We start from the raw sequence: 24675 nt of genomic DNA, 5'->3' as shown, positions 1-24675 counted from the left end.
AAGATTCCTTTCCTCCCTCCCCCTATAAAAAACTCCCAATTATTTCATATAGTGGGAGTTTGTTTCGTTGCTTTTTAATTTACTAGTTCTTTCAATGCCTTTCCTGGTTTAAATGCTGGAGCATTTGTTGCATGAATTTGCATATCTTTACCAGTTTGTGGATTACTCCCTGTTCTTGCAGTACGTTCTCGAATTTCAAAAATCCCAAAACCGATTAGCTGTACCTTATTTTTATTTTTCAATGCTTCAGTAATTGATTCAAATACTGCATCAACAGCTTTAGCTGTATCTTTCTTTGTCAGTTCTGACGATGCCGAAACAGCATTTACTAATTCTGTTTTGCATTGCTAAACATCTCCTTTTATTAGATATATTATCATAACTGAATTTTTGATCATCTCAGTACCTGTCTGTAGTAGTTAATGTATTCCATAAAAGGGCGCCGATTGTGGAGCAAACACGAAGGAAATGGTCAAATTCTTTTATAAACTGAAAACTTTAGAATCCATTTTGAGTAATATTTTTTCAAAATGGATTCCTTTAATTACACAATAAATTTGTTTTTACACAAATTTTACACATAACATACTTAAAACCTTATAAAATCAGTATTTCTAAGGTTGTTTCGACCCCGGCCACCGGTATCTTTAGATGAAAACGAGATAATTTAAAAAACGATAAAACACCCACAAATGTTGATACATCAATGTTTATGGGTGTTTTTGTTTTGTGGGAAAAAGGGTGGAAAAGGTAGGGTTTGAAATTATTTCACACATTTTTTACACAAACACAAGGTTTTTTCAATAACGATAATTTTTCAATTGAATTATTTAAGAGCTAATATGGGAATTTATATATTATGTTATAATACAATGTAATCACAATTATACACGACATTTATAAAAGTTAATTTGTTTAGATAAATGGTCTTAATAGAAGTCTTTGTAGAATTTACATAAATGGATATGGATTTTATCCTAGGAGGTGAGATAGGATGTTTGAACAAATTGATCAGAAAAAAGCACTCCTTGATGCAAAACGTCCATTACCAAAGTACACTTTAAGGAGTTTACGTGAAAAATTGTTACTTGAATGGACATATCATTCAAATGCAATTGAAGGGAACACGTTAACTTTACAGGAAACGAAGGTAGTGCTAGAAGGTATAACTGTTGGCGGGAAAACGATGCGTGAACATTTAGAGGTTATTAATCATCGAGATGCTATTTCGTATGTGGAAGAAATTGTTCAACGTAAAGAATCTTTATCGGAATGGCAAATTAAGAATTTACTTCGTTTAATTTTAAAGGGTATTCATGATGAATATGCAGGAGTTTATCGAGATCAGCAAGTATTTATTTCTGGTGCTAAACATACACCACCTGCACCGTATCTTATTAAAGATGAAATGGAAAAACTAATGAACTGGTATGAAAAGGAAACAGAGAAAATGCATCCAGTTACTCGTGGTGCTATGTTGCATGCAATATTTGTAGGCATTCATCCTTTTATTGACGGAAATGGTCGTACATCACGATTATTATTGAATTTAGAATTAATGAAAGATGGCTTTCCACCTATTGTCATCAAAGTAGAAAATCGGTTGAATTATTACGCTGCTTTAGATAAGGCACATACCAAGCAGGACTACGATAACTTTATTCAATTGGCCGCAAAGGAAGTAGAGGATTCGATAGATTTGTATTTAAGTGCAAGTGAATAGTAGTTATGCTTCATAGGTAATGAAGTAAACGCAGTAAGTTCCCTCCTTAATTCATCATACGAAGGAGTTTTGAAATGTTTTTAGATTGTTTTCTTGGACCATAGGAGCAGGTTTACCGGTTCAAATCAAGTGGGCCAAGGTTCCTGTCCCTATGGACCCTGGATTGAGGCAACTATAGCTAATCTTTATGTAAACAGCATTGACTTTTTCTTGTTGCATCTAAAAGAGAGCATCTTCGGTTGGCTTCCACAGTCTCGCTCACATTATTATTTAACATAATTAGAAAGTCTACCAATACGATCCACTTCAACTTCTACCGTATCTCCTGATTTCAATGGACAGCTTCCAGAAGGAGAACCAGTTGCGAGAATATCACCAGGCTCCAGTGTCATAACTTCTGAAATCCAGCTGATCAGGTAAGGAATCGAAAGTGACATCTGATTTGTATTACTGTCTTGAACGACTTTTTCGTTTAAAGTCGTAACAATTCTTAAGTTAGTTGGATCGAGGCCTGTCACTATATGAGGACCTAATGGGCCAAAGGTGTCAAACCCTTTACCTCTTGTGAACTGCGGGTCAGATTTCGTAAGGTCTCTTGCTGTCACATCGTTAAAAATGGTACAGCCAAAAACGTAATCTAATGCCTCTTCTTCTTTTATATTTTTACCGCGTTTCCCAATAACCAGTGCTACTTCTCCTTCCAATTCCACCTGGTTTGTTAATTCGGCAGGTGGTAAAATGATTTCACCCTGATCAGGAATAAGAGATGAATTTGGTTTTAAAAACAGAAATGGTTCCGTGAGGCCTGCTTCTCCCCCAGTTTCTTTAGCATGTTCAGCATATGTCCAACCAAAATTAACAATTTTCGAAGGGATTACTGGCTCCAGAATTTTTACATCATAATATTTAACCCTTACGTCATCATATTTAAGTTCATTGTGAACAATTTCCGTTAAAGTACTGGATAATTGTATAATTTCATCTCCATCAGCAATACCATAATATTTTTTATCATTATTTTCATAACGGACTATCTTTTGTCCCTTTTGTATTGTCTTCATATAAATATAACTCCTTATTCACTTGATAAAGTTGGTCCCTATTTTACCTTTTATTGATACTTCAGTTTATTTTACACAAAAATGGCATTTCTATTACATCGGCAGGATCAATTTACATGTCAAACCCGTTCATGTACCCATTCACAAAGTACCTGATTATTTCTAAATCGTCTTCAGTTAACACGCGTTGGAAATACGAGGACATCTCTGCAGCAATTGTCTCGGGCTCCCCTTTATGTTTCTTCGTTAAAATAGCACTTGTCTTCAATAATAAAACAAAGCCAGCGAATTCATCCTTTGTCAAAGGTGCTGGATGATGGGACAGGAAAAAAGTATTAGCATCATAACCATCAATCTTCTCCAAAAGCTTAAACACATTTTCAATAGTATAATTCCATTTTTCTGCGTACATATTTGCATAAAGGCAATCACCAAGAAATAGCGTTTTTTCCTCTGGGATATAGATGATATTTGAATCAGGTGAATGATCCCCGCCAACATGTTCAATGATACAGGTAACACCTCCCAGATTGAGCTTCATTTTTTCTTCAAAAATAATAGCGGGATCTGGTATGATAACCTCTCGCTCACTTCCAAGCTCTAGCTTTATTGCGTCTGCACAAAATGGAATTTCAATCCCTGCTTCAACTCTTTTATCCAACTCTTTGTCTTCCCATGATAACCCCTGTAGCTCATTAACTTTATCATAAGTCATGAAATTCGCGATTGAAGGTATTTCCATTTCATATAAACCAAATACATGATCCCAGTGCCAGTGTGTAAGAGCCAGAAAATCTCCGAAGACATTATGGGCAGCCAATTGCTCTTTAAATTGTTTAGCGTGATTAGAAGAATTTCCGGCATCAATTAACAGTGTCTTATCGTCGCCAGCAACAGCGGCTAATATTGGACGGTCTGTTTTTTGATATGGAGGCAGGTAGTAGAGACGATTGGAAGGTTTTTGTAATGTTTGCATGTATTCGTACTCCTTTAAGGATGTTTGTATCGTTCATTATATCCTCTTTTATAGAGATGACAAAATACTTCTTTTCGCTGTCAGTCTCTGAACCTGCTCCATTGATAAAGTAGTTCTATTTACTCCCTCGTCCCCATAAATCGATGCTTTTTTTCGAATAGTTTAATGGTGAGCTTTTTAAAGTTGTCCTTTTAAAATAAGAGAATATTTTTCATTTCACAAAGATAAATTGGTTGTATGGCGGTTGAACCGCGAATACAAATATATGAACACAAGCGGGGGATTTTCGTGACAACGGAGATGGAACTAATTAATAAAACCTATTATCAAACGTTAGTAGATGATTATGGAAAAAGGCATCCAATCAACGTTTTGGGTGAGATGTCCATGGAAGAGATGAAGAAAGAGCGGCCGAATTTATCTGCTATTCGTTACGCACAAGGTGAAGTTTATTTCCTGAATAAGGACTATGAAGCGGCTATTTATAAATGGGGGACCCCCTTGGAGGATGAATTGTTTCCATGGGCACAAAAAAATATAGCAGATGCCTATTTCGAAATGGGTTTATTGGCAGATGCGGAAAAATTCTATAGGGATGTTAAAACCCAATCGATTGGGTTGAAAGCGGAAGTCCTTCTGCAGCTGTTTTCTTTATACATACAGCAAGACAGACTGGAAAATGCAATTGATGCCATTAAAGAAGCGGTTAAATTAGATCCGGATTATTCAGATGTGACGGAGGTTGCTCAAACTTTCTTTGAGAACTTCAAGGATTGGGATAACGCGATTGATCTTGCAGTAAATGAAGCAATTCGAACAAAATCACTGTCATGGTTTGAAGTAGTAGAAGGATATGCAGAACAGGGGCTAACTATTGGTTATGAGCCAATTTATTTTAAGGAAGCTTTAGTAACCTTATTGCACATGGACAAATTACAATTCGAAAGCCTTTCGGAACTATTGTGGGAGAGCTATCAGAAAAGTGACTATTTTATACAATGGCTGGAAGAGTTTAACCAGCTTCTTTTAACGAATCATGTGGAAGAATCCTATAAGTGGAAGAAGCTTCCGAACTTATATAAAGAATCTTATTTTGAATTGATTAGTGGAAAGTATTTAATCAGCGACATATCGCCGCTAATCCAGAACCATTTAACGAACTGGCTGGAAGTATCATCCGTTCCAGATACCTTAATATCGTCAACAGCTATACTTGCTTGGGATACGCTTTTTCAATCCGATTTAAATGAAAATCTGGTTAGTGAAGCACAATACCATTTTGAACAGTCAAATGCCAATCCAAACGGCAGACAAGAAGGGATTAAGCTGTTTGAATCTATAAAGGCATGGGCGGAGCAAGAAGGTCTGTCAGATGACTTAAATGAATTTATGGAACCTGTGGTAGAAGAGTACAACATCGACGTAGCAAGTCCATCTAAAATCCGAGATATTATTAAAACCTCAATCGAGTTTTTAATAGAAAAACGGGCAGAGGTGGAAAATGGTATTACGGATAGAATTAATTGGAATAATGAAATCGTTACGGGGATAGCAGATACAGATCATCAGTTAAGGGAAATGGAAAAAGCAGAAACAGACGCCGTGAAAGATTCTTTCCGTCAAATAAAAGATAATTTCTTAGAGGAAATAATGAGTAAACTGCCCGAGCAACTTCAAAATTGTTCCGAAATGGTTCATGAAGACAGCGACTTTGGCAAACTCCATGTTGAAATAAATGATGAAATGAATAGCCGAATTGCCGAATATATGGAAAATACTGCACAAGATGACTTTAAAAATGCCGTTCAGGGATGGCTGAAGGATTGTGAGAAAGAATTAAGAGACAGCCAAATTAAAATGAATGAAATGAGCGAAAGCTTTAATCATCAATATGGCGATGAGAAGATTGTATTAGATGGTGATTTTAAGATATTAGATGATTGGCTGAGGGATTTGGAGCGGATATCAAGGGGAATGATGCACATGGAAAAAGTAAATATCATGATGCGCAATAATCCCGCCCAGTTGTTATTAAAAGGGACGGGTAAACTCTTGGGATCCATGTCCAAAAATAAAGAAAGACTCCATTACAGATATAAAGATTATATTGAAAATGAAGACTATCGTCCAATTGTCGAGGAATTAATAAATCCGTTTCAACAACAATTGGAGTTATTTGAGCGATCGCTGGAGTGGGATGTAAGTAAGTTTTTCTCAACTCCGCTTGAAGAGCTGAGTCTGGTTAGCGAAGAAGTACAAGATACGATTGAAAAACATAGATATTCCCTAAATACGATGCATGAAAAACCGGAAATCTACCGTGACCCTCTCACTTTATATGAGTTGAGGCTTCGTCAGTATGAGTTAATGAACATGTTAGGTTAAGAAGGAAAAGAACGAACGTAATAACTGAAAGGGTCGGCCCGCCTTCTGTGCTAAAGTGCTAGCGCAGTGGGGGACTGACCTTTTTTCACTGGAACCAAAGAAAGTATTAAATTTAATGTTTGTACGTGTGCTAAACGGGCGCTTATGTTTTTAAGATTGGTTAAGGGAAAGAGATATATGTCCACTAGTACTTTTCTCAATTTATGATATCTTGAATCTTTTGTCCCATACGAATTTCCTTTTCCTTAATATTATATTACTGACTGTATATTTAAGCAGAAAGGAGCAATATTTATGAAACTTTATTTGGACCCGGGGCACGGTGGTTCTGATCCGGGTGCACAAGGAAATGGTCTGTATGAAAAGGATATGAATCTGGATATTGCTTTAAGAATCCGTGATATTTTGACCAATTACAAAGGTATGGATGTACGGATGAGCCGTACGGGTGATACATTTGTGAGTTTGAATGAGCGGACAAATGAAGCGAATGCCTGGGGGGCGGACTATTTTCTGTCCATTCACTGCAATGCTTTTAATGGTGAGGCACAAGGATATGAAGACTATATCCACAGCAGCTTATCTGATTCTTCGAGAACAGCTGAAATACAGAACATTATGCATGAAGAAATTACCCAGGTTAATCGGCTTAGGGATCGCGGCAAGAAAAAGGCGAACTTCCATGTACTGCGCGAAACGGTAATGTCTGCACTTTTAACGGAGAATGGATTTATCGATAACGATCATGACGCTGCATTGATCAGTGATCCATCATGGCGGCAATCCTCGGCACAGGGACATGTGAATGGTTTGGCAAGAGCATTCAACCTGCAGCAAAAAGAGGAAGCCGATGTACTTTACAAGGTGATTGCCGGTTCATTCCAGTCAAGGGTAAATGCTGAGGACCGAGTGGATTATTTACAATCAAAAGGATTTGAGGCTTTTGTCAGCCCAACAACGATTTCCGGTGAACGCTGGTATCGTGTGCAGGCTGGTGCTTTTTTAAGCAGGGAAAATGCTGAACAGCGATTGGCAGCTGTTCGGAATGCGGGAATTGAAGATGCTTACATTTTGACAGAAGGCGGAGGTGCTGACGGCAGTACGGATGGATACGCGATTATGGGGAAAACGTTTTTGTCCCCGGAACTGATGAATCAGTATGTTAAAGAAGTCAATGCGGATGCAGTTGAACTTGGAATCTATTATTTAACGTTTGGAGAATATTATGGAATACGTGGAGATATTGCTTTTGCCCAGGCAATGCATGAAACCGATTATTTGAGATTTACTGGTGTTGTCCAGCCGGAGCAAAATAATTATTGCGGATTGGGTGCGACTGGACCGGATAATCCTGGTGCCAGCTTTGATACGCCGAGGGATGGTGTACTCGCACATTTGCAGCACTTGTTTGCTTATGCAACTACTGATTCCCTGCCGGATAAATACCCGCTGCTTGATCCCCGTTTTGATTTGGTAACACGAGGGTCTGCGCCCACATGGACCGGGTTAAACGGAAAATGGGCAGTCCCTGGTGACAATTATGGCCAGTCCATTTTGGATCTATATAAAAGAATGACAAATTCCTCCGTGGAACAACTGGAACAGATGCTTAAGGATATATCAGGTTAGTTAAATTGTCTAACGAATAATGCTAAGACATATGATGTCGAGGCTGGGACATAACAAAATAGTGTTGCGCAAAAGACGAACAATGTATGGAAGCAGCGGAGGTAATATACGTAGACTCCTGGGGGAGGAAAGGCATCGGTGAGACTACGAAGTGCGTTAGCGCTTCGGAGGCTCACCAGCCGCCCCCGGCTAAGAAGACACTGCGAAAACGCACTTTTTGAGCAGATGTCGCCTTGGTACCCGGAGGTGTGAAAGCGAAGTATATTCCCGGAGCGGTTTTATACACCATTTCCACTATGTTCGGTTTCTGTTTTTGATAAAACACTTTTGTCCCAGCCTCATTTTACCTGAATGATTCATAGAAATTTCAGCTGAAAAACAGGAGAAACAAATCTTATCTATGATAGAATGGAAGAATGCATACATATCGATAATCAACTGGGAGTGGACATAATTGAACAAGAAAGATATAGCAACCATTAAAAAACAATTCAAAGTAAATAATGATCTATTAAAAATTCATGAAATATTTTATGTATACATCATGAAAGAATCGAGTGAGATTTACCATCATCAAAGTGTTCCTTTTGAATTATTGGAAGAGGAACAGAAAGAACTATTTATGAACAACTTTAAAAAAGTACTTTCCGGTAAGTTGGACGAAAAATTATTTGAATTAAAATTTCAACGGGATGTGGAAGATAACAGTCAGCTAATTTTACACCAGGGTCTGCTTAGCAACGATACGGAAGAATGGAATAGCCATATGCTGCGACTTGTGGAAAAAATGCTGAAGGATAAGCAATATGAAATGGATATTGTCGTAACCTTTATTCGCGGTGAATACAGGAAACCGATGAAATCGAATAGCGAAGAAGCGGAAGAAAGTGAACGGGATGCAGTTTATGCGAATCCTTTTATTTTATGCAGTATGAATAAAACAGAAGAACCGAAAAAAGAGTTACTGTTTGACTATGTGGAAAAGGAATTTAAATACAATATTGTCGTAGACCCCATTATCAATCTGAAAGCTCCAATATCAGGTTTTCTGTTCCCTTGCTTTACGGAAAATGCTGCCGATGTCAACCATGTGCTTTATTCGGCTGGGAAAAAGTATGAACTTGATTATCATTTCATAGAGGACGTATTAGATGCGGAAGAAACGATGACTGCTCAGGACGACAAGGTTGTTTTTGAGGAAATTGTTAAAAATGTAGCAGGAGATCAAATTAATACATCCACCCTTTCGAATGTATACGATGAGATTCACCGTGTCGTGGAAGAGAATGAAGAGGAAGAGGTACCGACCTTTGACTACAAAGATGTGGAAAAAGTTTTAACAAGCAGTGGAGTAAAAGATGTCGATACAGAAAAAGTGGAAAATGCGTTTAAAACAGTAATTGATGATGAAAAATACGGGTTAAAAGCGAGTAATATCGTACCGAAGTATAATTCCAAGTCCATTAAGATAAAGACAAAAGTAGCAGATATTTCCGTCAGTCCACAAGATTTAAGTTTTGTCCGCCAAGTCTATTTCGACGGAAAGCTTCGTCTAATGATTGATGTGGAAGAGAATACGATGATTGAAGGCTTTGAAATGATCCCGGAAGTTTTATTTCAAAAAGTTAACGAGAATGATGATTGATTTGCGATATATTGGGACAGGGGTTGCAAAGGGAAGCCTTCCAATGAATAATACTGCAAAATTCGATAACAATAAAAACCGTCTTGATGATTTTTAAACATCGGAGGGTTTAACATGGGTAAAGACTCACATGCACCGAAGAAGAAAAATAATAAAGCTAAATTACCTGATGAACAAAGACGATCAAAGGGTAAGTCCAATGCTCGAAACACTCGAAGATAAGTCGTTTACTGTAAAGGGATGCTGTTATCAAATAGCGTCCCTTTTTTTGTTTATACAAAAAGGGTCTGACCTCTATTCTTTATGTAAGCAAACAAGTGATAGTTGTATGATATACTTATAAAAAAGTTTTCGAAGGGGGAGTCAGATTGAGTATAAATTTTGAAGTGAAAAGAACCATTCAAGTATCCAAGCAAAAAGCATATATTGGCTTGCTTGATTTTGAATCTGCCGAGAACTGGATGCAGGGTTTAGTGAGAATAGAGCGATTAGATGAGGGGCCAATGCGTGTGGGAAGCCAGTGGAAGGAAACAAGAAAGATGTTTGGAAAAGAGGCAACTGAACACTTTGAAGTTGTCGAATTGAATGAACCGGATAAAATTGTACTTCGCTGTGATGGCACGAAAGGGACAACAGGCAAAGGAGAATTTGTGTTCACATACATAATTGCTTCAACGGATGAGCATACAGTGGTTACTTTGAATGGAGAAATAAAGGGACTTACTGGTTTGACTAAGGTTTTCGGGAAATTAATGGCAGGATCATTCAAAAAAGCCTGTGCGAAAGATTTGGATGCGTTAAAAAGCTATTTGGAGAAATGATGTGTAAAGAGATGATTATTATCCTATTAAAATAATGGAAGGTGATTATTAATGGATGAAAAAGTAAGAACGATCGATTCGGTTGACGAATATATTTTGAAATTGCCAGAGGATATTCAAAACATTACAACTGAATTAAGAAAAATCATTCTTGATGCTTCCTCAACACTTAAAGAAGAATTTAAATGGTCGATGCCTAACTATACTAAAAGCGGATTAGTATGTAATCTGCAAGCATCTAAAAAACATGTAAATCTTGGTTTTCATAAAGGAAATGAACTCCATGAAAAGGACACGAATAAATTATTACAAGGAACAGGCAAAACGATGAGGCATATTAGAATACAAAATATAAAAGATATCCAGCCAGAAGTATTTACATCACTAATAAAAGAAGCAGTGGCATTGAATGTCATAAAGAAACATCATAAATGACTTCCCAAAAATTAGAAAGGCTGCTTAGTTAGAAAGTTGCATTCTTTCGTTTTATAGTAAAAGAATGCCTTTTATCTAAAAGTCAGAGAGGGTTCCCTGCCTGGAAGCAACAGGCTCCCTTTTAACAGATAGAAGACCATAAACAAAAAGACAGAGGAGATTACATGGAAGACATAGGATTAGTATTAGAAGGCGGTGGAAGCAGAGGAATCTATACAGCAGGAGTACTACGTTATTTAATGGAGGAGGGTATTTACTTACCTTATGTCATAGGTGTATCTGCCGGAGCCTGTAATGGATCTTCCTACGTTTCCCGTCAAATGGACCGAAATAGAGCAGTTAACATAGATTTTATTGACCATCCCGATTATTTATCATTTCGGAATTTGATTAAAAAGCGACAACTTTTTGGAATGGACTTTTTATTCGATAGTTTGCCAAATCGACTCGCACCTTTTGATTTTCAAACTTTTTATAATGCAAAGGAAGAATTTGTTGTTGGAGCAACAGATTGCATGTCTGGGGAGGCCGTATTTTATAAAAAAGAAGATTATGAAAAAGATGTGCTCACTATCATTCGTGCATCAAGTTCTTTACCATTGGTTGCGCCTGTTGTACATTTCGATAACCGAATCCTTTTGGACGGAGGCATTTCAGACCCGATTCCCATTCGACAATCCATAAAAGATGGAAATCGGAAAAATGTAGTTATTTTAACGAGAAACCGGGGTTATTCCAAAAAACCTCAATCATTCGGCTGGTATTTTCGGAAAAAATACAGGAAATATCCAGGTTTAGTGGAAGCATTAGAAAAACGTCACCTGGTTTATAATGAAACACTAGATTATATCTATGAGGAAGAGAAAAAAGGGAATGTCTTTGTAATAAACCCATCCGAAAAATTAAACGTTGGGCGGATCGAAAGAAATAAGGAAAAACTGACTGCCTTATATCAACAAGGGATGGATGATGTCAAAAAAGTTGGAGAGTCATTGACAGAGTTTTTATCCTGGAAATATACGAACGATTAATGATATATGTTCAGGGTTGTTCGTTTTTTAGAGATATAGCAGATATTGTATAGGTTTAGAAAAAAGGAATTTATCCAATAAGGAATTTTTTTGAGAAGTGTCTGAACATAATCAAGACAATGGTTTGGGATGTTTAAGTTTAATCTGAAATTTATTTTCACTTATAAAATCCTTGTCATGTGAAAAATCGATGATATACTAAATACAAACTTAATACTGTTTTTCATATAATCGCGGGAATATGGCCTGCAAGTTTCTACCGGTTTACCGTAAATGAACCGACTATGGAAAGCGAGTACGGATGGACATCTTTTTTAGTAGATGTTTGTCTTGTTCGTCTTATTAAAGCTCGAAGTACATGCTTATCTATAGTGATGCATGTGCTTCGAGCTTTTTTTTCTGTAGGATTATATGGAAAACGAGAATACATCCACGGAGCGGGAGGAGTGTTGAAGAATGTAAAACACTACAATGTCGTTTTTCATGCTGGCACTGTCTGTAAATTTATGGATGTTGTTTGCTGCTCGGATCATTGGCGGTGTATTATCAGCTGCCAACATGCCAACGGTACAAGCTTATGTTGCAGATATAACAACAGATGATGAACGTGGCAAGGGAATGGGCATTATCGGTGCAGCTACCGGCCTTGGTTTTATTTGCGGACCGGCAATTGGCGGGATTTTCACAAACATAAACCTGCAAGCTCCTTTTTATATATCCGGGATTTTATCATTCCTGACAATGATTCTGGTTTTCTTTGTATTAAAAGAATCGATACATATTTCATCAAATAAGACTGTCTCGAAAAATAAATTATCATGGTTGAAAGTTGTTCGCGGACCATTAGCTATGCTTTATTTCCTGCAATTTTTTATATCATTGTCATTAGCAGGCCTGGAAGCAACGTTTGCCTACTTTGCAGCAGCTACGGCCGGATTGGATGCCGTTACTTTGGGTTACATATTTATGATTATGGGACTGTCCAGTGCAGTTGTCCAGGGATCAATAGGCAAATTGACAAAGAGATACGGGGAAGCGGTTATCATTCAAGCTGGGATTTTAGTTTCAACGATTGGTTTTGGACTTATCCTGTTCACCCGGGACTTTACCACTGCTGCTATTTTTCTGGCTGTTTTCGGTGTTGGAAATGGTGTGATCAGACCAAGCATTTCCTCATTATTAACAAAAAGATCTAAAACTGGACACGGAACTGTGACAGGATATTTAGCTTCATTTGATTCGCTGGGGAGAATTATCGGACCTGTACTGGGAGGGTTCTTGTATTCCATCACCATTGGTTTACCGTATATTTCAGGTATCTTTCTGTCATTGCTGGCATATATCCTGTTTCGGGTTTATGCGGTGAAAGCTAAAACTTGAATAGGTTTGAGTAGTGTATTTTATTGAATAAAGCAACCCGACCTATGTATTAAAACGCAGGCAGATTTCTTTTTAATCGCCAATCAGTTACAGGTGAAAATTAGCTGTGGAGGATTGGAGTTCTGGGTGAAAGGTAATTTTCAAATAAGCCCGGGGGAGGCTGCTGAACAGCTTGTGAATATCGGCATTACTGATTGGTCCGTCCAACGAAGCTAAGTTTCTATGGAATCTCTGGTTCAAACCTGGATTACTAAAGCTTTCCTATCTGTTATGATAAGATGTTAAGCGTAGAGAAATAATCAGGGTATACATTGAAAAGAGGCATCTTGTGTGCGACAACATAATATAGCAAAAATAATCAAAACAATAATCACCGCCATTATCGGTGGGGCGTTGTTCAAAGTCCTGCAGATTCCCGTTCCATGGCTGCTTGGTCCAATGGTGGCTATGGTAATTGGAAGCAATATCATCAAATTAAATTTCAAATGGCCTAATCAATTTCGTGATGCGGGGATGATTGTAGTAGGATATACAATTGGTCTATCGATGACATCTGCTGCGCTCCAGGAAATTGCCCGCCAATTGCCTACCATGTTCCTGTTTACCATTTTGTTAATGCTTTGGTGTATAGGAATTGCTTTTATCATTTCAAAGATATCTGACAATGATTTTGAGTCTGCGTTGTTAGGCAGTATTCCCGGTGGATTGACACAGGTTATTTTGATGGCTGAGGAAACAAGAGGCATTAATCTTGCCGTTGTAACGGTAACACAAGTGATTCGCCTGATGATGATTGTCATCACGATGCCGCTATTAGTAATGATTCCGATATTCGGGGAAGGTACTGCAGGAAATTCTGCTGCTGTTCCAGTGGCAGAATCGGCAGGATTGTTTCCAAATATCATCTTTTTCGCTGCGATCTGTATCGTATTTGCCATCGGTGGAAATAAAATTCATTTTCCAACCGCCTATTTGCTGGGGCCGATTATTGGGACAGCCATTCTGCAACTATCAGGTATCACTGGTCCGACCTTGCCGTCTTATATTATCAGTCTTGCACAATTGATGATCGGAACACATGTCGGACTTATGCTGCAAGTCAATCAAATCACTTATAAAGGGAGAACTTTTGCAATAGCAATAGGGAACGGGGTAATGCTTATGGCAGGTTCGATTGTACTGAGTGTTGGATTGACATGGCTGCATCATGTATCCAATGCAACGGCATTGTTGAGCCTTGCTCCTGGTGGAATGGATCAGATGAGTATTATCGCCCACGAAATTCACGCTGATCTGGCGATTGTCTCCGGTTACCAGTTGTTTCGCACATTTTTTATCTTTTTTACCGTGGCACCGTTATTAAAGCTGTTTTTTAGAGTGATTAAAAGAAAGAGGAATGACGGGAAAGGTGTTTATCAGACTTGAGTTTTTAGTGGAGAAATGAGGCAGGGCAATAGGTCTTTGTAATTTCTATAGTAATATCCGCCTGAAAAGGGTATAATATTAAAAAGGTCGGTGAGAAAAAAATGATTGATCAAATTAAAAATTTGACAATAACTTTTCTGATGGTGTGTTTGCTATTTCCCATCCCACAAACGAACCACGAATAAAAGTTCGTGCTTTACATGATTATTGTATGAATTGTGGAATCACCCCTGCAGAAATAAGTGAAGAAGAGATGGAACAATTTCTTGAATGATAAGTTTGAGAAACAACAATAATCTAGAATAACTTAATAATATATTAGCTGTAGTTGATAGCCCAAATCTCATGATGGATTTGGGCTTTAATAATTATGACACAGACAAGTTTCGCTATGATAAGGTCAATATTAATATCACCCTGCTTAAGCATTTGAAAACTATAAATTATAATTGAGTGTTATAATTAAGTAGTAGAATTTTTTGATTAATCTATAAAAAATCATTTCTGTTGTGGGGGAATAAAAATGGATAGTAATGTGACCTTGTTGAACTTTGATGGCGCATACAAAAGTCAATCTTTTTACCAGAATATTCATTATGACTGGCTTGAATTGGAAGTGATACCCAATACTAATTTGCTTTGCGAAAAAGACAATTTACTGCTTATTGATGAGAAGTTAATAGAACGAAGGCAAAGTGGTATCCATTACCTGGGTAGCGGAAATCACCATTATATTTCATATCTGCTCCAATCCAGGATAGAAAAACCTTACACATTAATTTTATTTGACCATCATACCGATACGCTTCCAAGTCCCAGTGAAGAACTGACTTCCTGTGGTTCCTGGGTATTGGCTTCCCTTCAACATCTTCCCATGCTGCAGAAAGTATTTATTATTGGTGTGGGTGAGGGTGCACCACAACATATCCCCACGTCTGTTAATACAAAAGTAGTAACATATACGGAAAACTCACTTCAATCAAACTTTTCATCTATCACAAAATCAATAATAAAAAATATACCGACGGATTCCGTTTATATCAGTATCGATAAAGATGTGCTGGATAAAAAAGATGCTGTAACCGGTTGGGATCACGGAACATTGGGGTTAAAACAAATGATGAAAATGGTAAAAGCATTCTTTCGCAACAAAGACACCATTGGAATCGATGTTTGCGGGGAATACCCGGTGAGTCCAACGAATGCATATCAGAAACAGACCAAAGATGCCATCGAGCAGAACGATCATGCCAATGGTTATATTCTTGAATTAATCAAAAAATGGACTGGCTATGATAATGAATCGCCTGTATTATTGCATGCATGAGTAGAGAACAAGGTGATCAAATGGTACGGTGGGCCAGGTCCCTGAAAATGTCCAGCGTCCTAATGCGATTGATATTCTTTTAAAAATTCGAAATCCTCATTCGATAAGTGCTGGTTGTTGATCATTAACCTTCTACCATTTGTTCCTTCCAGTAACACTTTTCCTTCTGCAAATTCTGCCTCTGACAGAATACATGGGATATTACGCTCAACAAGCTTTCCATCATTATCAAAAAACAAATATCCTTCTTTTTCGTCGTATACAAAGGAGTTGATTTTTAAATTCGGCGTAATGAACAACGTTATCTTTTCATAGTTATTCCAAATAACTTTCACGAGGATTTTTTTCTTCATTTTCTTTTCTATCAAAGCTTTCAAAGCATTTAACGAAATGGCTTCTTCCATTGTTTTACCTCCAGGCTGATTTTTTTGAATCCTTTAGTTATTCAATTTTATAGTTTTTCTATTACTGAGACAATAATTCGTTCTGTTTTATTTTCTTAACTGTATGTCTTTCAGATTCTGGTACTCCAATCCCTAAAATCAGAATCCTCGTGAATAGCATTTGCGGGGCTTCTTTTGTTTAAAACTTCTTTCATTGTCTGATACGATGGAAAAATAGGTGTCTAATTAGGTAACGGTACATGTCAGATTGATAAGGAGGTATTCAATGCTCGTATTGTTTCAAGTAGTTATTCCGATTTTCGCTATTATTCTATGCGGCTTTTTAGCCGGGCGGTTTTCGTTATTATCATTCAGCAGCACAACAGCTTTAAACAATTTTGTCTATTATTTTGCGCTTCCGGCCTTATTGTTCTTTTCGTTATCCACGGCACCTGTTGACAAGATACTGAATTTGGATTTTGTTCTCGCCAACCTATCTATTATCTTTAGTTGCTTTATTTTAACGATCCTGATATTTAGATACATATTTAAAAAGAAGTTTCCCGAGGTCAGCATGTACGGGATGATTACGACATATGGCAATACTGGATTTATGGGTATTCCGCTACTGGTCGCGGCATTTGGTCAGGAAGCTGCTGTTCCGGCTGCGATCGTAACATTTATTTATGACCTGACCATCATAACGCTCATTGTTGGGTCATTTGAGGCAGCAAAGATTTTGAATAAAAAACGCGATGAAAAGACAAGAGTTCTGGCACTACCCGTTATGATTGCAAAAGCGGTAGTTTTAAATCCGATTAATGCCTCGTTATTATTAGGGATTATGGTCGCAGTTTTACGAATTCCCATTCCACAATCGATCCAGGTATTTACGGAAACGCTTGGTCCTGCTGCCGGGCCTACAGCTTTATTTGCACTGGGATTGGGGCTATCCGCACAACGAAGTGTCCTGAAAAATAAACACTACCGGTTATCTGAACTTATGACACTACTCGGTTTGAAATTATTGGCTTTGCCTTTACTATCTATTTTATTCGTATATTTCGTCTTTCCGCTCGAGGATAATCTGTGGGCAACTTCTGTCGTGATTCTATCAGCTCTGCCAACAGGGGCAATAGTTTACGTGTTTGCTGAAAAATACCAGACATTGGTGAAGCAGATTCCTTTATATATTCTTGCAACTACCATAATTTCTATCATCACAATTTCCGTTTTTCTTATTACGATGATAGGGTGAACAAGATTCAGATTAAAAAGAGGCCACCGAAAGGATAACCCCCATTGGTGCGGCCTCTTTAACTAATATTTTTACTTAAAATGCAGCAGTCCAACCACCATCAGCAGTAACAACTGTACCGTTTACAAAGCTTGCATCATCTGAAGCTAAGAACAATGCTGCTTTGGCGATTTCCTCCGGTTGTCCGACTCTTGGCATCACTGCTTGTACGGGTTTTGTTCGTTCCATGCCAAACTGGCTTACATTTTGCATGGAAGATGCGATGTTAGTTGCTACACCGCCTGGAGCAATTGCATTACAGCGGATACCTTTCTGAGCGTACATATAACCGGTATTTTTCGTCATACCGATGACTGCATGTTTTGACGCCCCATAAGCTGCGCCAGCATGGGCACCATTAAATCCGCCAGTTGATGCGGTATTAATGATTACGCCACTTTCTTTTTCCAGAAATATTGGCAGAGCTTTACGCATCGCCCGCATAACACCTTTCGTATTAACATCAAAAATTAAGTCCCAGCGTTCATCAAGAACATCGCCAACAGGTTCAAACCCATCCATAATACCAGCATTGTTTACCAGAATATCCAACGTTCCATATTCATTTACTGCTGTATCAATCATGTTATCAATGTCTTCCTGTTTTGCAACATTGACTTGTACGGCTTTTGCTGCTCCATTATTCTCGGCAATTTCTTTAACTGTCGCTTCGGCTCCCTCCAGGTTTAATTCAGCTGCAACAACTTTAGCACCTTCATTAGCGTATACTTTTGCAATCTCTTTTCCCATACCTGAAGCCGCTCCTGTTACGATGGCTACCTTATCTTTTAATTTCATTTCCATTTCCCTCCTCGGATTTTTATTGAACACCTGTCTAATAAAAATTATACTAAATAGGGAAAACAACTACAAACAACGGAAAATGCAACTTGTGTTGAGTAATCGACACTTATTTTAATATGTGTTCAATAATGGGGTGAAAAAAATTTGAAACATGATCTGCGGGTTATAAAAACACAGGAAAGCTTACGACATGCTTTGTTATTATTATTAAAAACGAAATCTTTGGAATCCATTACCATTGCAGAACTATGCCGCTCTGCAAAAATAAACCGTGGAACATTTTATTTACATTATAAAGATGTTTATGGAGTTTTTGAACATTACTTGGAAGAGATTACTGAGGATTTAAGGGTATCTTACGAGGAGCCATATAATAAGACGAACTATAATATTCAGAACATCGAAGCAGATATGATTAAAATATTTCATCATGTAAAGAAATACCAGGATTTTTATCAAATCATCTTTGATGAACGCATGCCCATGATGTACTTTTATTTGCTTTTTGATACTGTACGTTCGTTTGTAAAAGAATCCGTAAACAAGGAATTTTTGGAAGCGGAACCTGACATAAACGTTGACCTTCTTATTAGTTATCAGACAAATGCAATACTGGGAATATTGATTGAATGGCATCGACAAGGGTATAGGACATCGATCCAGGTGCTGAATCATCAGCTTATAGCAATTCTGTCAATTAATAGTCCGTTTCGCTAGGAGGAGTTGAAAAGAGGAGTTTTTTACAGTAAGCAAACCGAAAGTGGATAAAAAAGTTCCCGTACGGTTGACGGGAACTTTTAAAATTGACAGGTATATCTAAGACCGGTTTCGGCGATGTCTTTCTTTTCCATCCCCATCCCTCATGGCATTTATTTCCTCTTTGCTTTTGTTTTTCTTCTTTTTCCCTTTATTTGTACTCATGAAAATCCTCCTTTTCCATTAGCTTGAACCAAATTTCACAATTAATGTAATGCGGAATAGTTATTTTTGGGTATGGAAGTTTAGACAATGGATTTCTAATACATTTATGATAAAGATAAGGATTAATATTTGTTTGGAAAGGGTGGAAAAATTGAAAACACTTGTAGTAGGGGCAAACGGTCAAATTGGAAAACATCTTGTTTCTTTTATACAGAATAGTGACGGTATGGAAGCGAAGGCTATGATACGCAAAGAAGAGCAGGCTTCTTTCTTTGAAAATTTAGGTGCGGAAACTGAAGTGGTGGATCTTGAAGGTGACATTGAAGCAATTGCAAAAGCTGCTGAGGGAGCCGATGCAGTTGTATTCACAGCAGGATCTGGCGGGCACACAGGCAAAGATAAAACAATTATGGTCGATCTGGATGGTGCTGTAAAAACCATCGAGGCATCTAAAGTTGCTGGTGTGAAGCGGTTTGTTATGATCAGCTCATTTGATACAAGCCGAGAAGCAATCCAGGAAGCGCCTGAATCCTTTGCACCGTATGTTGCGGCAAAACATTATGCGGATGAATGGTTGAAATGGACAGATTTGGATTATACGATTATCCCCCCCGGCTTGCTGACAAATGATAAAGGAACAGGGCAAGTAGAGGCGGCATCCAAGGTCGAACGGGGTGAGGTTCCAAGAGAAGATGTGGCTAGTGTCATTTTAGCCAGCCTGGAAAATGAAACAACGATTGGAAAGAAATTTCAAGTTGTGGGTGGAACTATACCAATTAAGGAAGCAGTAAAATCACTCTAATTCTGGGCAATAATCACATTTTGATTATTAACCTTTTTCAATAGGGTGGTTTTGATTAGTGGCAGTTCAGCTGCGACCGCTGCAGGTACACTGGAGAATTATGTTTGAAAAATTCTTATAACGATTTGCAAATGAAACCGTAATCATATACAATAGAACCAGTCAAAGGATTGTTACTGTCCGGCAGGCAAAACCTGAACTGATTAAACTTATAGGGGTATACTCTATATTTTAATTGGTTCAGGTTTTTTAACTGTTTGGAATCTTTCATAAATATTTTATTCAGGTGTGCATGCAAATGAAAATTAAACAAGTCTTAAATAATCCTTTCTTGCAGTCTCTTTTTTAGATAGCTCATTACTTTTCCTCCCTTAATAAGAATTTACTGCGGTTTTTAGATTGATAATCTATTATATTGCCACGATTCCTTTTCCGTATTTGCATGGTTTCAATTTCTTCGGGTTCGGGTTCTTTTTGTTGTCTAACTTAACGCTTTTTCCTTTGTTCATGGTCCTATAACCTTACACAATGTTCCTTCAAAATATACTAAATCATTAGGTTGGTAATGTAGCGTTGTTGTTTAATGGTTTTTCTGCCTTTTTAAACTTTTTGGCCACGATAAACCTTCAGGCTTTCTGGAACCAAGACTTGAATCAGAATTAAAGATTGTCTGGAAGAAGCATTAGGTATTTTCTGCTGCTGAGATGTTTTTGAAGGAGGTTCAAGGTAAGTTTGCAGATGATTCATCACAAATGTAAGGATGCATTATAAAAGCATGATGCGTTCAAATCGGGTATCTATGTTTCCCCCTGTTTTAGGACGCTTCTTTCTCTTCCAACTTTCTAACCGCTGCTATTGCCACATTTAGATGCTTTTCCTCAGGTTTTGAAGTAAAAAGAATATATTGTGCAGCCTTACCAATTACGAATATTGCATCCCAAATTATTTTTGGTTCACGCCGCCATATCTCATATCCAATACACCAGGAAATTGGGAACACCCAAAACACATCACCAAATGCTATAAATAGTATACAGAAACAGATAAAAATGGATATAACTAAATTTGTGCCGCAATTCTTATGTGTTCTCGGCTGCTTCTTTACTTTTTCTAATGTTAAATTGGAATCTTTTTCGTAAGCATTGATAGCCATATGTTCCGCTGCATGATACTTTCCAATGGGAGTTAATTTTATAAAAAGACCGGCTATAATAAGGAGGCAAAACAACATCACTAGGGCGTTGATTGAAAACGTATGTAAAAAATTTGTATTTGTTGTTCCAATCATAAAAAAATTTATAAAAAGCCATGCTATTATATAAAATAAGAAAAGCTTCCAGTAGTCGATTATTAGTTCAAGTAACAAGGAAAAAGCCCGAATAAAAGGTATCTTCGCGAGAATAGTAAATATTTTCTTGTTCCCCTTGTTCCGCTTTGTTCCTGTCCAGATTTCACCATCTTTGAATCGAGCTATTGACTGGTACTTCTCTCCTTTAAAACGGACAGAATTATAACCAGCTCTCCCTCCGTATATTTCCAATGTCTTTTCCTCCCCGTATAGGCTGCGCGCGTTTTTCGCCACTAAATACCCGCGACTTTTTAACAACATATTCGATTTTAAAAGACTGAATCGTTATTGGATCCAGCCCGAATTTATATTGGATTTTACAGAGTGTTTTATAATCGTACAAGCTCCACTCCCATGATTTCAAAATGATAATCAAAAGAAAAAACCCTTGGAATGTGTTGATCTTTCATGATTGCGACACTTAGCGCATCACAATATGAAATTTTGTGGTCACTGAAATTATTTAATAATCCTAACGTGTTTTTTCTGATAGAAGGTGTAACCTCAGCAATTGAGAAATTGTCTTCCTCCATCACTAACTCCAAAAAGCGACAAGCAATGGGAAACCCTGAACGGTATCTAAGCAGAGTGTATGTTTCGGTTATTACAGGGTCTGATAATACTAATTCATAGTTTTTTAACAAGGATGCAATTTCCCGAGATTCTTTATGATATTGATCTTTCACGTCATTTAATGCTATCAAAGCACTGGTATCCAAAAAGCACTTAGTCTTTCTCATTTTCATAAATCTCCATTAAATAATCATCATGATTTGCTGATAAGTCTCCAGCTGAATAAACCGAATATTCTTCTGCGTTGTCTGCCATTGCCAGTAAGGGATTACTTTTCTGCCGTTCTTTTAAAGCGTACTCCCGAATAGCTTCTCTTACAACTTCTGCTTCTGACCATCCTTTGCTGGCCGCTAGATCCTTTACTATTTTATCGTCTTCATTGGTCAAGTGATATTGTTTTCGTTTCATTGGATTATCCATTTAAATCACCCCTACACACAAATTATATAATTTGTGTGTAGGAAAGTCAATTTACTGGCATAAAATTCGGTTAATTGCCGCTGCTTGGAATGCTTCCTATTCTGTCCTGTTTCTTATCATTTTATTAGATTTTTTTCGATTGTCCGCCATCAATTGGAATAACAGTGGCATTAAAGGGTAACCAAACCAGGTTACCCATTACTTCACATTTCATTGTAAGGATAACAACTGAATAACTGTCTTCATCACAGCATCTTCTTCATTAGAACGGGTAATAAAATTCGCAGCGTCTTTTGTTTCCTGAACCGCATTACGTACAGCAAAGCTATAGGTGCTGCGGGTCATGAGTTCTATGTCATTGTAACCATCGCCAAATGCCACTGTCTCTTCAGGCGTTACCTTCAATATTCGCTGTAATTGTTCAACGGTCGTGCCTTTATGAACATTCGCATTAGCGATATCAATCCAGGCTGCTTCGGATGCGACAATATAAGCTGACTCAAAGAAGCGAGCTAATTTTTCCCTGGTTTCAAAACATCTGTGGGCTGGATCGTGAATGGTGATTTTAACAAAATCCTCTTTAATTTCATTAAAATTGGATACTTGCTGAACTTGAGCATAGGATCCTCGGACAATAGCAACTTCTTCCTGGGGAATGTTGTCTTTGATAACCGCACCGTTTCTTGTACACGCAATAATGGTGTGTTCCAGGCTTATTTCCTCAAGTGAACGGATAATTTCCAGTCCTAATTTATTGTTTAACAGAGATTCATAAACAAATTCTCCGTTATGCTTGATTCGGGTTGCACTGTCGCCCAAAATCCACAAATCACTGGCATCATCACCAAACAGCTCTTCTACACGCTCGCATTGTTTGCCGGTAACTGGAGCAAAAACAACTCCTTTTTCTTTCATTAGTTTTTTTACGTTCTTGTACAGTTCCCTGGTGAACCTCTCCAACTAATCGCTTTGCAATTTGATGGAGAATCCCAAAAATACAAATGATTTATAGGATTTTCCTCCTTCCATGATCGTTGCTTTGTTTGCTATGAACCGAGTCTTACACCATCTCCAGAGGCGTTGATTATACTGTTCGGGCGGGACCTCGACCTACAGAAGTGGGGAAGTCGGGAGGGTCCCAGTCATTCTTTTCCTGTTTCCAATAAGTAAATGAGACGAAACCTTATCATACACCTCTTCATTATTATAATCGTATCTCAAGTGTAGAAAGTGGCATGAAAATCCTAAAAAATTTTTAGGAAATATGCCACTTTTTTATCTCTTGGTACGATTATAGTAGTGAAAGGGGTAGTTTTATGGGCGCAACGGTGTTCTTCCTTCAGTAGTTGAAAGTGGACTACGCGCTTCCCACAAAGGTTGAGGGTGACAGTTATATCATGATTTCATACTCTAGCAAATTAAGGAAATGAGTGTGGCGAAAGAAGATAATGTTACCCATTATTGCACCGGTGAGCAGAAAAACCATGTCGATTGGAAATGTATTTGAATCTGTTTCGAATCCATATCTGGGGGGATTCGGAATTGTGCTGGACGATTATCCAAAAGGATTCCCTATTGCATAGAAAATGCTTCATTCGTGTAACAAGACACGTTACAATTGCAATAATAGAAACATTACTTGAAAGGAGAAAACTATGGAAATAAACCTAAAGAATGAATCAATTATATTTGAACCGCTGGAGCTTATATTTGAAGAAAAGTTATCGACAAACGTTTTTGCCGACAAGAACAATAAAACGTTACAAGAAACCATTGAGCATAATAGGTATAAGAAGCTTTCCCGAAAAGTCAATGAAAACTACGCCACCTTTTTGTCTTGGAAGCTTGGTGAATTTTTATTGTACTTAAAAGGAATTGGGGATAACTTTTATGAGGAATTTCTAAACAAGAATGGTGATTTGAATTACAGTCGTTTTTACATAGACGATGAACAATTATTAAATAAAAAGGGTCTGTACGCCTACACAGTAAATGGCGAAATCAAATACATAGGTCGCTGTAGAGACAATTTCAAAAAACGAATCAATAATGGTTATGGAAAAATTCATCCTAAAAACTGTTTTATTGATGGTCAAAGTACAAACTGCCATTTGAATTATCTGATAACCAAAAACAAAGAAAATATAGAGTTATATGTTTATGAATTAGAGAATAATGATGAAATCGAAAAGATTGAAAAGGATGCCATTCTTGAATTACAACCAATATGGAATATTGCCTTGAAAAAATAACGCAAAGTATACCATGCTTTTTGGCACGGTTATGAAG

General features: G+C 37.6%; 22 protein-coding genes, 2 pseudogenes and 1 riboswitch. Of the genes and pseudogenes, 15 read left to right on the top strand and 9 right to left on the bottom strand.

The genetic code is table 11. The features are described from left to right. Window positions 1-74 precede the first annotated feature (74 nt). Window positions 75-341 (bottom strand): annotated as a pseudogene (locus G6R02_RS14410) (HU family DNA-binding protein); the annotation flags it as partial. Window positions 342-994: 653 nt separating this feature from the next. Here G6R02_RS14410 and G6R02_RS14405 point away from each other — a divergent pair. Then, window positions 995-1723, top strand: a complete 729-nt coding sequence (locus G6R02_RS14405) for a Fic family protein (RefSeq protein WP_164669946.1) — start codon at window positions 995-997, stop codon at window positions 1721-1723. A gap of 266 nt (window positions 1724-1989) precedes the next feature. On the opposite strand, the gene G6R02_RS14400 is transcribed toward G6R02_RS14405, so the two are convergent. Both G6R02_RS14400 and G6R02_RS14395 read right to left on the bottom strand, forming a co-directional pair. Beyond that, window positions 1990-2784: a fumarylacetoacetate hydrolase family protein gene (locus G6R02_RS14400; RefSeq protein WP_164669944.1), complete on the bottom strand. Its 795-nt coding sequence runs from the start codon at window positions 2782-2784 to the stop codon at window positions 1990-1992. A 112-nt stretch (window positions 2785-2896) separates the two neighbouring features. Further along, window positions 2897-3760: an MBL fold metallo-hydrolase gene (locus G6R02_RS14395; RefSeq protein WP_164669942.1), complete on the bottom strand. Its 864-nt coding sequence runs from the start codon at window positions 3758-3760 to the stop codon at window positions 2897-2899. 288 nt (window positions 3761-4048) lie between these two features. On the opposite strand from G6R02_RS14395, the gene G6R02_RS14390 reads away from it, so the two are divergent. From G6R02_RS14390 to G6R02_RS14350, 10 genes and pseudogenes are all read left to right on the top strand, one after another. Beyond that, complete coding sequence (locus G6R02_RS14390; RefSeq protein WP_164669940.1) at window positions 4049-6145, top strand: tetratricopeptide repeat protein; 2097 nt, start codon at window positions 4049-4051, stop codon at window positions 6143-6145. Window positions 6146-6439: 294 nt separating this feature from the next. Then, window positions 6440-7225: pseudogene (locus G6R02_RS20370) on the top strand (N-acetylmuramoyl-L-alanine amidase); the annotation flags it as partial. Window positions 7226-7264: 39 nt separating this feature from the next. Further along, window positions 7265-7774 (top strand): glucosaminidase domain-containing protein, encoded by a 510-nt coding sequence (locus tag G6R02_RS20365; protein ID WP_343032930.1) that lies wholly within the window; start codon window positions 7265-7267, stop codon window positions 7772-7774. A 454-nt stretch (window positions 7775-8228) separates the two neighbouring features. Next, the gene (locus G6R02_RS14380) at window positions 8229-9419 is read left to right on the top strand and encodes a DUF4317 domain-containing protein (RefSeq protein WP_164669936.1); all 1191 of its coding nucleotides are present in this window, start codon (window positions 8229-8231) and stop codon (window positions 9417-9419) included. 368 nt (window positions 9420-9787) lie between these two features. Next, window positions 9788-10240, top strand: a complete 453-nt coding sequence (locus G6R02_RS14375; protein WP_164669934.1) for an SRPBCC family protein — start codon at window positions 9788-9790, stop codon at window positions 10238-10240. A 51-nt stretch (window positions 10241-10291) separates the two neighbouring features. After that, on the top strand, window positions 10292-10675 hold the full coding sequence (locus G6R02_RS14370) for a DUF1801 domain-containing protein (protein WP_164669932.1): 384 nt from the start codon (window positions 10292-10294) through the stop codon (window positions 10673-10675). A 164-nt stretch (window positions 10676-10839) separates the two neighbouring features. Then, window positions 10840-11706: a patatin-like phospholipase family protein gene (locus tag G6R02_RS14365; protein WP_164669930.1), complete on the top strand. Its 867-nt coding sequence runs from the start codon at window positions 10840-10842 to the stop codon at window positions 11704-11706. Between the two features lie 203 nt (window positions 11707-11909). After that, a riboswitch (purine riboswitch) is annotated at window positions 11910-12011 on the top strand. 166 nt (window positions 12012-12177) lie between these two features. Further along, window positions 12178-13086, top strand: a complete 909-nt coding sequence (locus G6R02_RS14360) for an MFS transporter (RefSeq protein ID WP_164669929.1) — start codon at window positions 12178-12180, stop codon at window positions 13084-13086. Window positions 13087-13416: 330 nt separating this feature from the next. Further along, window positions 13417-14511, top strand: coding sequence for an AbrB family transcriptional regulator (locus G6R02_RS14355; RefSeq protein WP_164669928.1), 1095 nt, complete (start codon window positions 13417-13419; stop codon window positions 14509-14511). 523 nt (window positions 14512-15034) lie between these two features. Continuing rightward, entirely contained in the window at window positions 15035-15838 is an 804-nt protein-coding gene (locus G6R02_RS14350; protein WP_164669926.1) for an arginase family protein, read from the top strand. A gap of 59 nt (window positions 15839-15897) precedes the next feature. Here G6R02_RS14350 and G6R02_RS14345 read toward each other — a convergent pair whose 3' ends face one another. Next, entirely contained in the window at window positions 15898-16242 is a 345-nt protein-coding gene (locus tag G6R02_RS14345; protein ID WP_164669924.1) for a hypothetical protein, read from the bottom strand. Window positions 16243-16507: 265 nt separating this feature from the next. On the opposite strand from G6R02_RS14345, the gene G6R02_RS14340 reads away from it, so the two are divergent. Continuing rightward, window positions 16508-17479, top strand: coding sequence for an AEC family transporter (locus G6R02_RS14340; RefSeq protein WP_164669922.1), 972 nt, complete (start codon window positions 16508-16510; stop codon window positions 17477-17479). Window positions 17480-17554: 75 nt separating this feature from the next. On the opposite strand, the gene G6R02_RS14335 is transcribed toward G6R02_RS14340, so the two are convergent. Continuing rightward, window positions 17555-18316 (bottom strand): SDR family oxidoreductase, encoded by a 762-nt coding sequence (locus G6R02_RS14335; RefSeq protein ID WP_164669921.1) that lies wholly within the window; start codon window positions 18314-18316, stop codon window positions 17555-17557. A 150-nt stretch (window positions 18317-18466) separates the two neighbouring features. On the opposite strand from G6R02_RS14335, the gene G6R02_RS14330 reads away from it, so the two are divergent. Continuing rightward, window positions 18467-19039 carry a TetR/AcrR family transcriptional regulator gene (locus G6R02_RS14330; protein WP_164669919.1) on the top strand — a complete coding sequence of 191 codons (573 nt, stop codon included), beginning with the start codon at window positions 18467-18469 and terminating at the stop codon, window positions 19037-19039. Window positions 19040-19394: 355 nt separating this feature from the next. Next, entirely contained in the window at window positions 19395-20045 is a 651-nt protein-coding gene (locus tag G6R02_RS14325) for an SDR family oxidoreductase (protein WP_246202575.1), read from the top strand. An 814-nt stretch (window positions 20046-20859) separates the two neighbouring features. On the opposite strand, the gene G6R02_RS14320 is transcribed toward G6R02_RS14325, so the two are convergent. From G6R02_RS14320 to G6R02_RS14305, 4 genes are all read right to left on the bottom strand, one after another. Continuing rightward, on the bottom strand, window positions 20860-21585 hold the full coding sequence (locus G6R02_RS14320) for a DUF1385 domain-containing protein (protein ID WP_164669915.1): 726 nt from the start codon (window positions 21583-21585) through the stop codon (window positions 20860-20862). 137 nt (window positions 21586-21722) lie between these two features. Further along, window positions 21723-22133: a type II toxin-antitoxin system VapC family toxin gene (locus G6R02_RS14315; RefSeq protein ID WP_164669913.1), complete on the bottom strand. Its 411-nt coding sequence runs from the start codon at window positions 22131-22133 to the stop codon at window positions 21723-21725. Further along, window positions 22120-22386, bottom strand: a complete 267-nt coding sequence (locus tag G6R02_RS14310; RefSeq protein ID WP_164669911.1) for a ribbon-helix-helix domain-containing protein — start codon at window positions 22384-22386, stop codon at window positions 22120-22122. Before G6R02_RS14310 ends, G6R02_RS14315 begins: the two co-directional genes overlap by 14 nt. A gap of 210 nt (window positions 22387-22596) precedes the next feature. Then, entirely contained in the window at window positions 22597-23346 is a 750-nt protein-coding gene (locus G6R02_RS14305; protein WP_246202574.1) for an HAD-IIB family hydrolase, read from the bottom strand. Between the two features lie 695 nt (window positions 23347-24041). Here G6R02_RS14305 and G6R02_RS14300 point away from each other — a divergent pair. Continuing rightward, window positions 24042-24638, top strand: coding sequence for a GIY-YIG nuclease family protein (locus G6R02_RS14300; protein WP_164669906.1), 597 nt, complete (start codon window positions 24042-24044; stop codon window positions 24636-24638). Window positions 24639-24675 lie beyond the last annotated feature (37 nt).

It is taken from the genome of Virgibacillus doumboii (assembly GCF_902806455.1).
Lineage (GTDB): Bacteria > Bacillota > Bacilli > Bacillales > Amphibacillaceae > Lentibacillus > Lentibacillus doumboii.
This window is presented reverse-complemented; position numbering and strand designations above follow the sequence as displayed.

What these genes read in the sequence shown, in the direction of transcription:
- G6R02_RS14345 (WP_164669924.1), bottom strand. Translation starts at nt 16,242, where the DNA reads ATGGAAGAAGCCATTTCGTTAAATGCTTTGAAAGCTTTGATAGAAAAG.
- G6R02_RS14350 (WP_164669926.1), top strand. Translation starts at nt 15,035, where the DNA reads ATGGATAGTAATGTGACCTTGTTGAACTTTGATGGCGCATACAAAAGT.
- G6R02_RS14335 (WP_164669921.1), bottom strand. Translation starts at nt 18,316, where the DNA reads ATGAAATTAAAAGATAAGGTAGCCATCGTAACAGGAGCGGCTTCAGGT.
- G6R02_RS14405 (WP_164669946.1), top strand. Translation starts at nt 995, where the DNA reads ATGTTTGAACAAATTGATCAGAAAAAAGCACTCCTTGATGCAAAACGT.
- G6R02_RS14360 (WP_164669929.1), top strand. Translation starts at nt 12,178, where the DNA reads ATGTCGTTTTTCATGCTGGCACTGTCTGTAAATTTATGGATGTTGTTT.
- G6R02_RS20365 (WP_343032930.1), top strand. Translation starts at nt 7,265, where the DNA reads ATGGGGAAAACGTTTTTGTCCCCGGAACTGATGAATCAGTATGTTAAA.
- G6R02_RS14315 (WP_164669913.1), bottom strand. Translation starts at nt 22,133, where the DNA reads ATGAGAAAGACTAAGTGCTTTTTGGATACCAGTGCTTTGATAGCATTA.
- G6R02_RS14310 (WP_164669911.1), bottom strand. Translation starts at nt 22,386, where the DNA reads ATGGATAATCCAATGAAACGAAAACAATATCACTTGACCAATGAAGAC.
- G6R02_RS14370 (WP_164669932.1), top strand. Translation starts at nt 10,292, where the DNA reads ATGGATGAAAAAGTAAGAACGATCGATTCGGTTGACGAATATATTTTG.
- G6R02_RS14395 (WP_164669942.1), bottom strand. Translation starts at nt 3,760, where the DNA reads ATGCAAACATTACAAAAACCTTCCAATCGTCTCTACTACCTGCCTCCA.
- G6R02_RS14300 (WP_164669906.1), top strand. Translation starts at nt 24,042, where the DNA reads ATGGAAATAAACCTAAAGAATGAATCAATTATATTTGAACCGCTGGAG.
- G6R02_RS14400 (WP_164669944.1), bottom strand. Translation starts at nt 2,784, where the DNA reads ATGAAGACAATACAAAAGGGACAAAAGATAGTCCGTTATGAAAATAAT.
- G6R02_RS14365 (WP_164669930.1), top strand. Translation starts at nt 10,840, where the DNA reads ATGGAAGACATAGGATTAGTATTAGAAGGCGGTGGAAGCAGAGGAATC.
- G6R02_RS14340 (WP_164669922.1), top strand. Translation starts at nt 16,508, where the DNA reads ATGCTCGTATTGTTTCAAGTAGTTATTCCGATTTTCGCTATTATTCTA.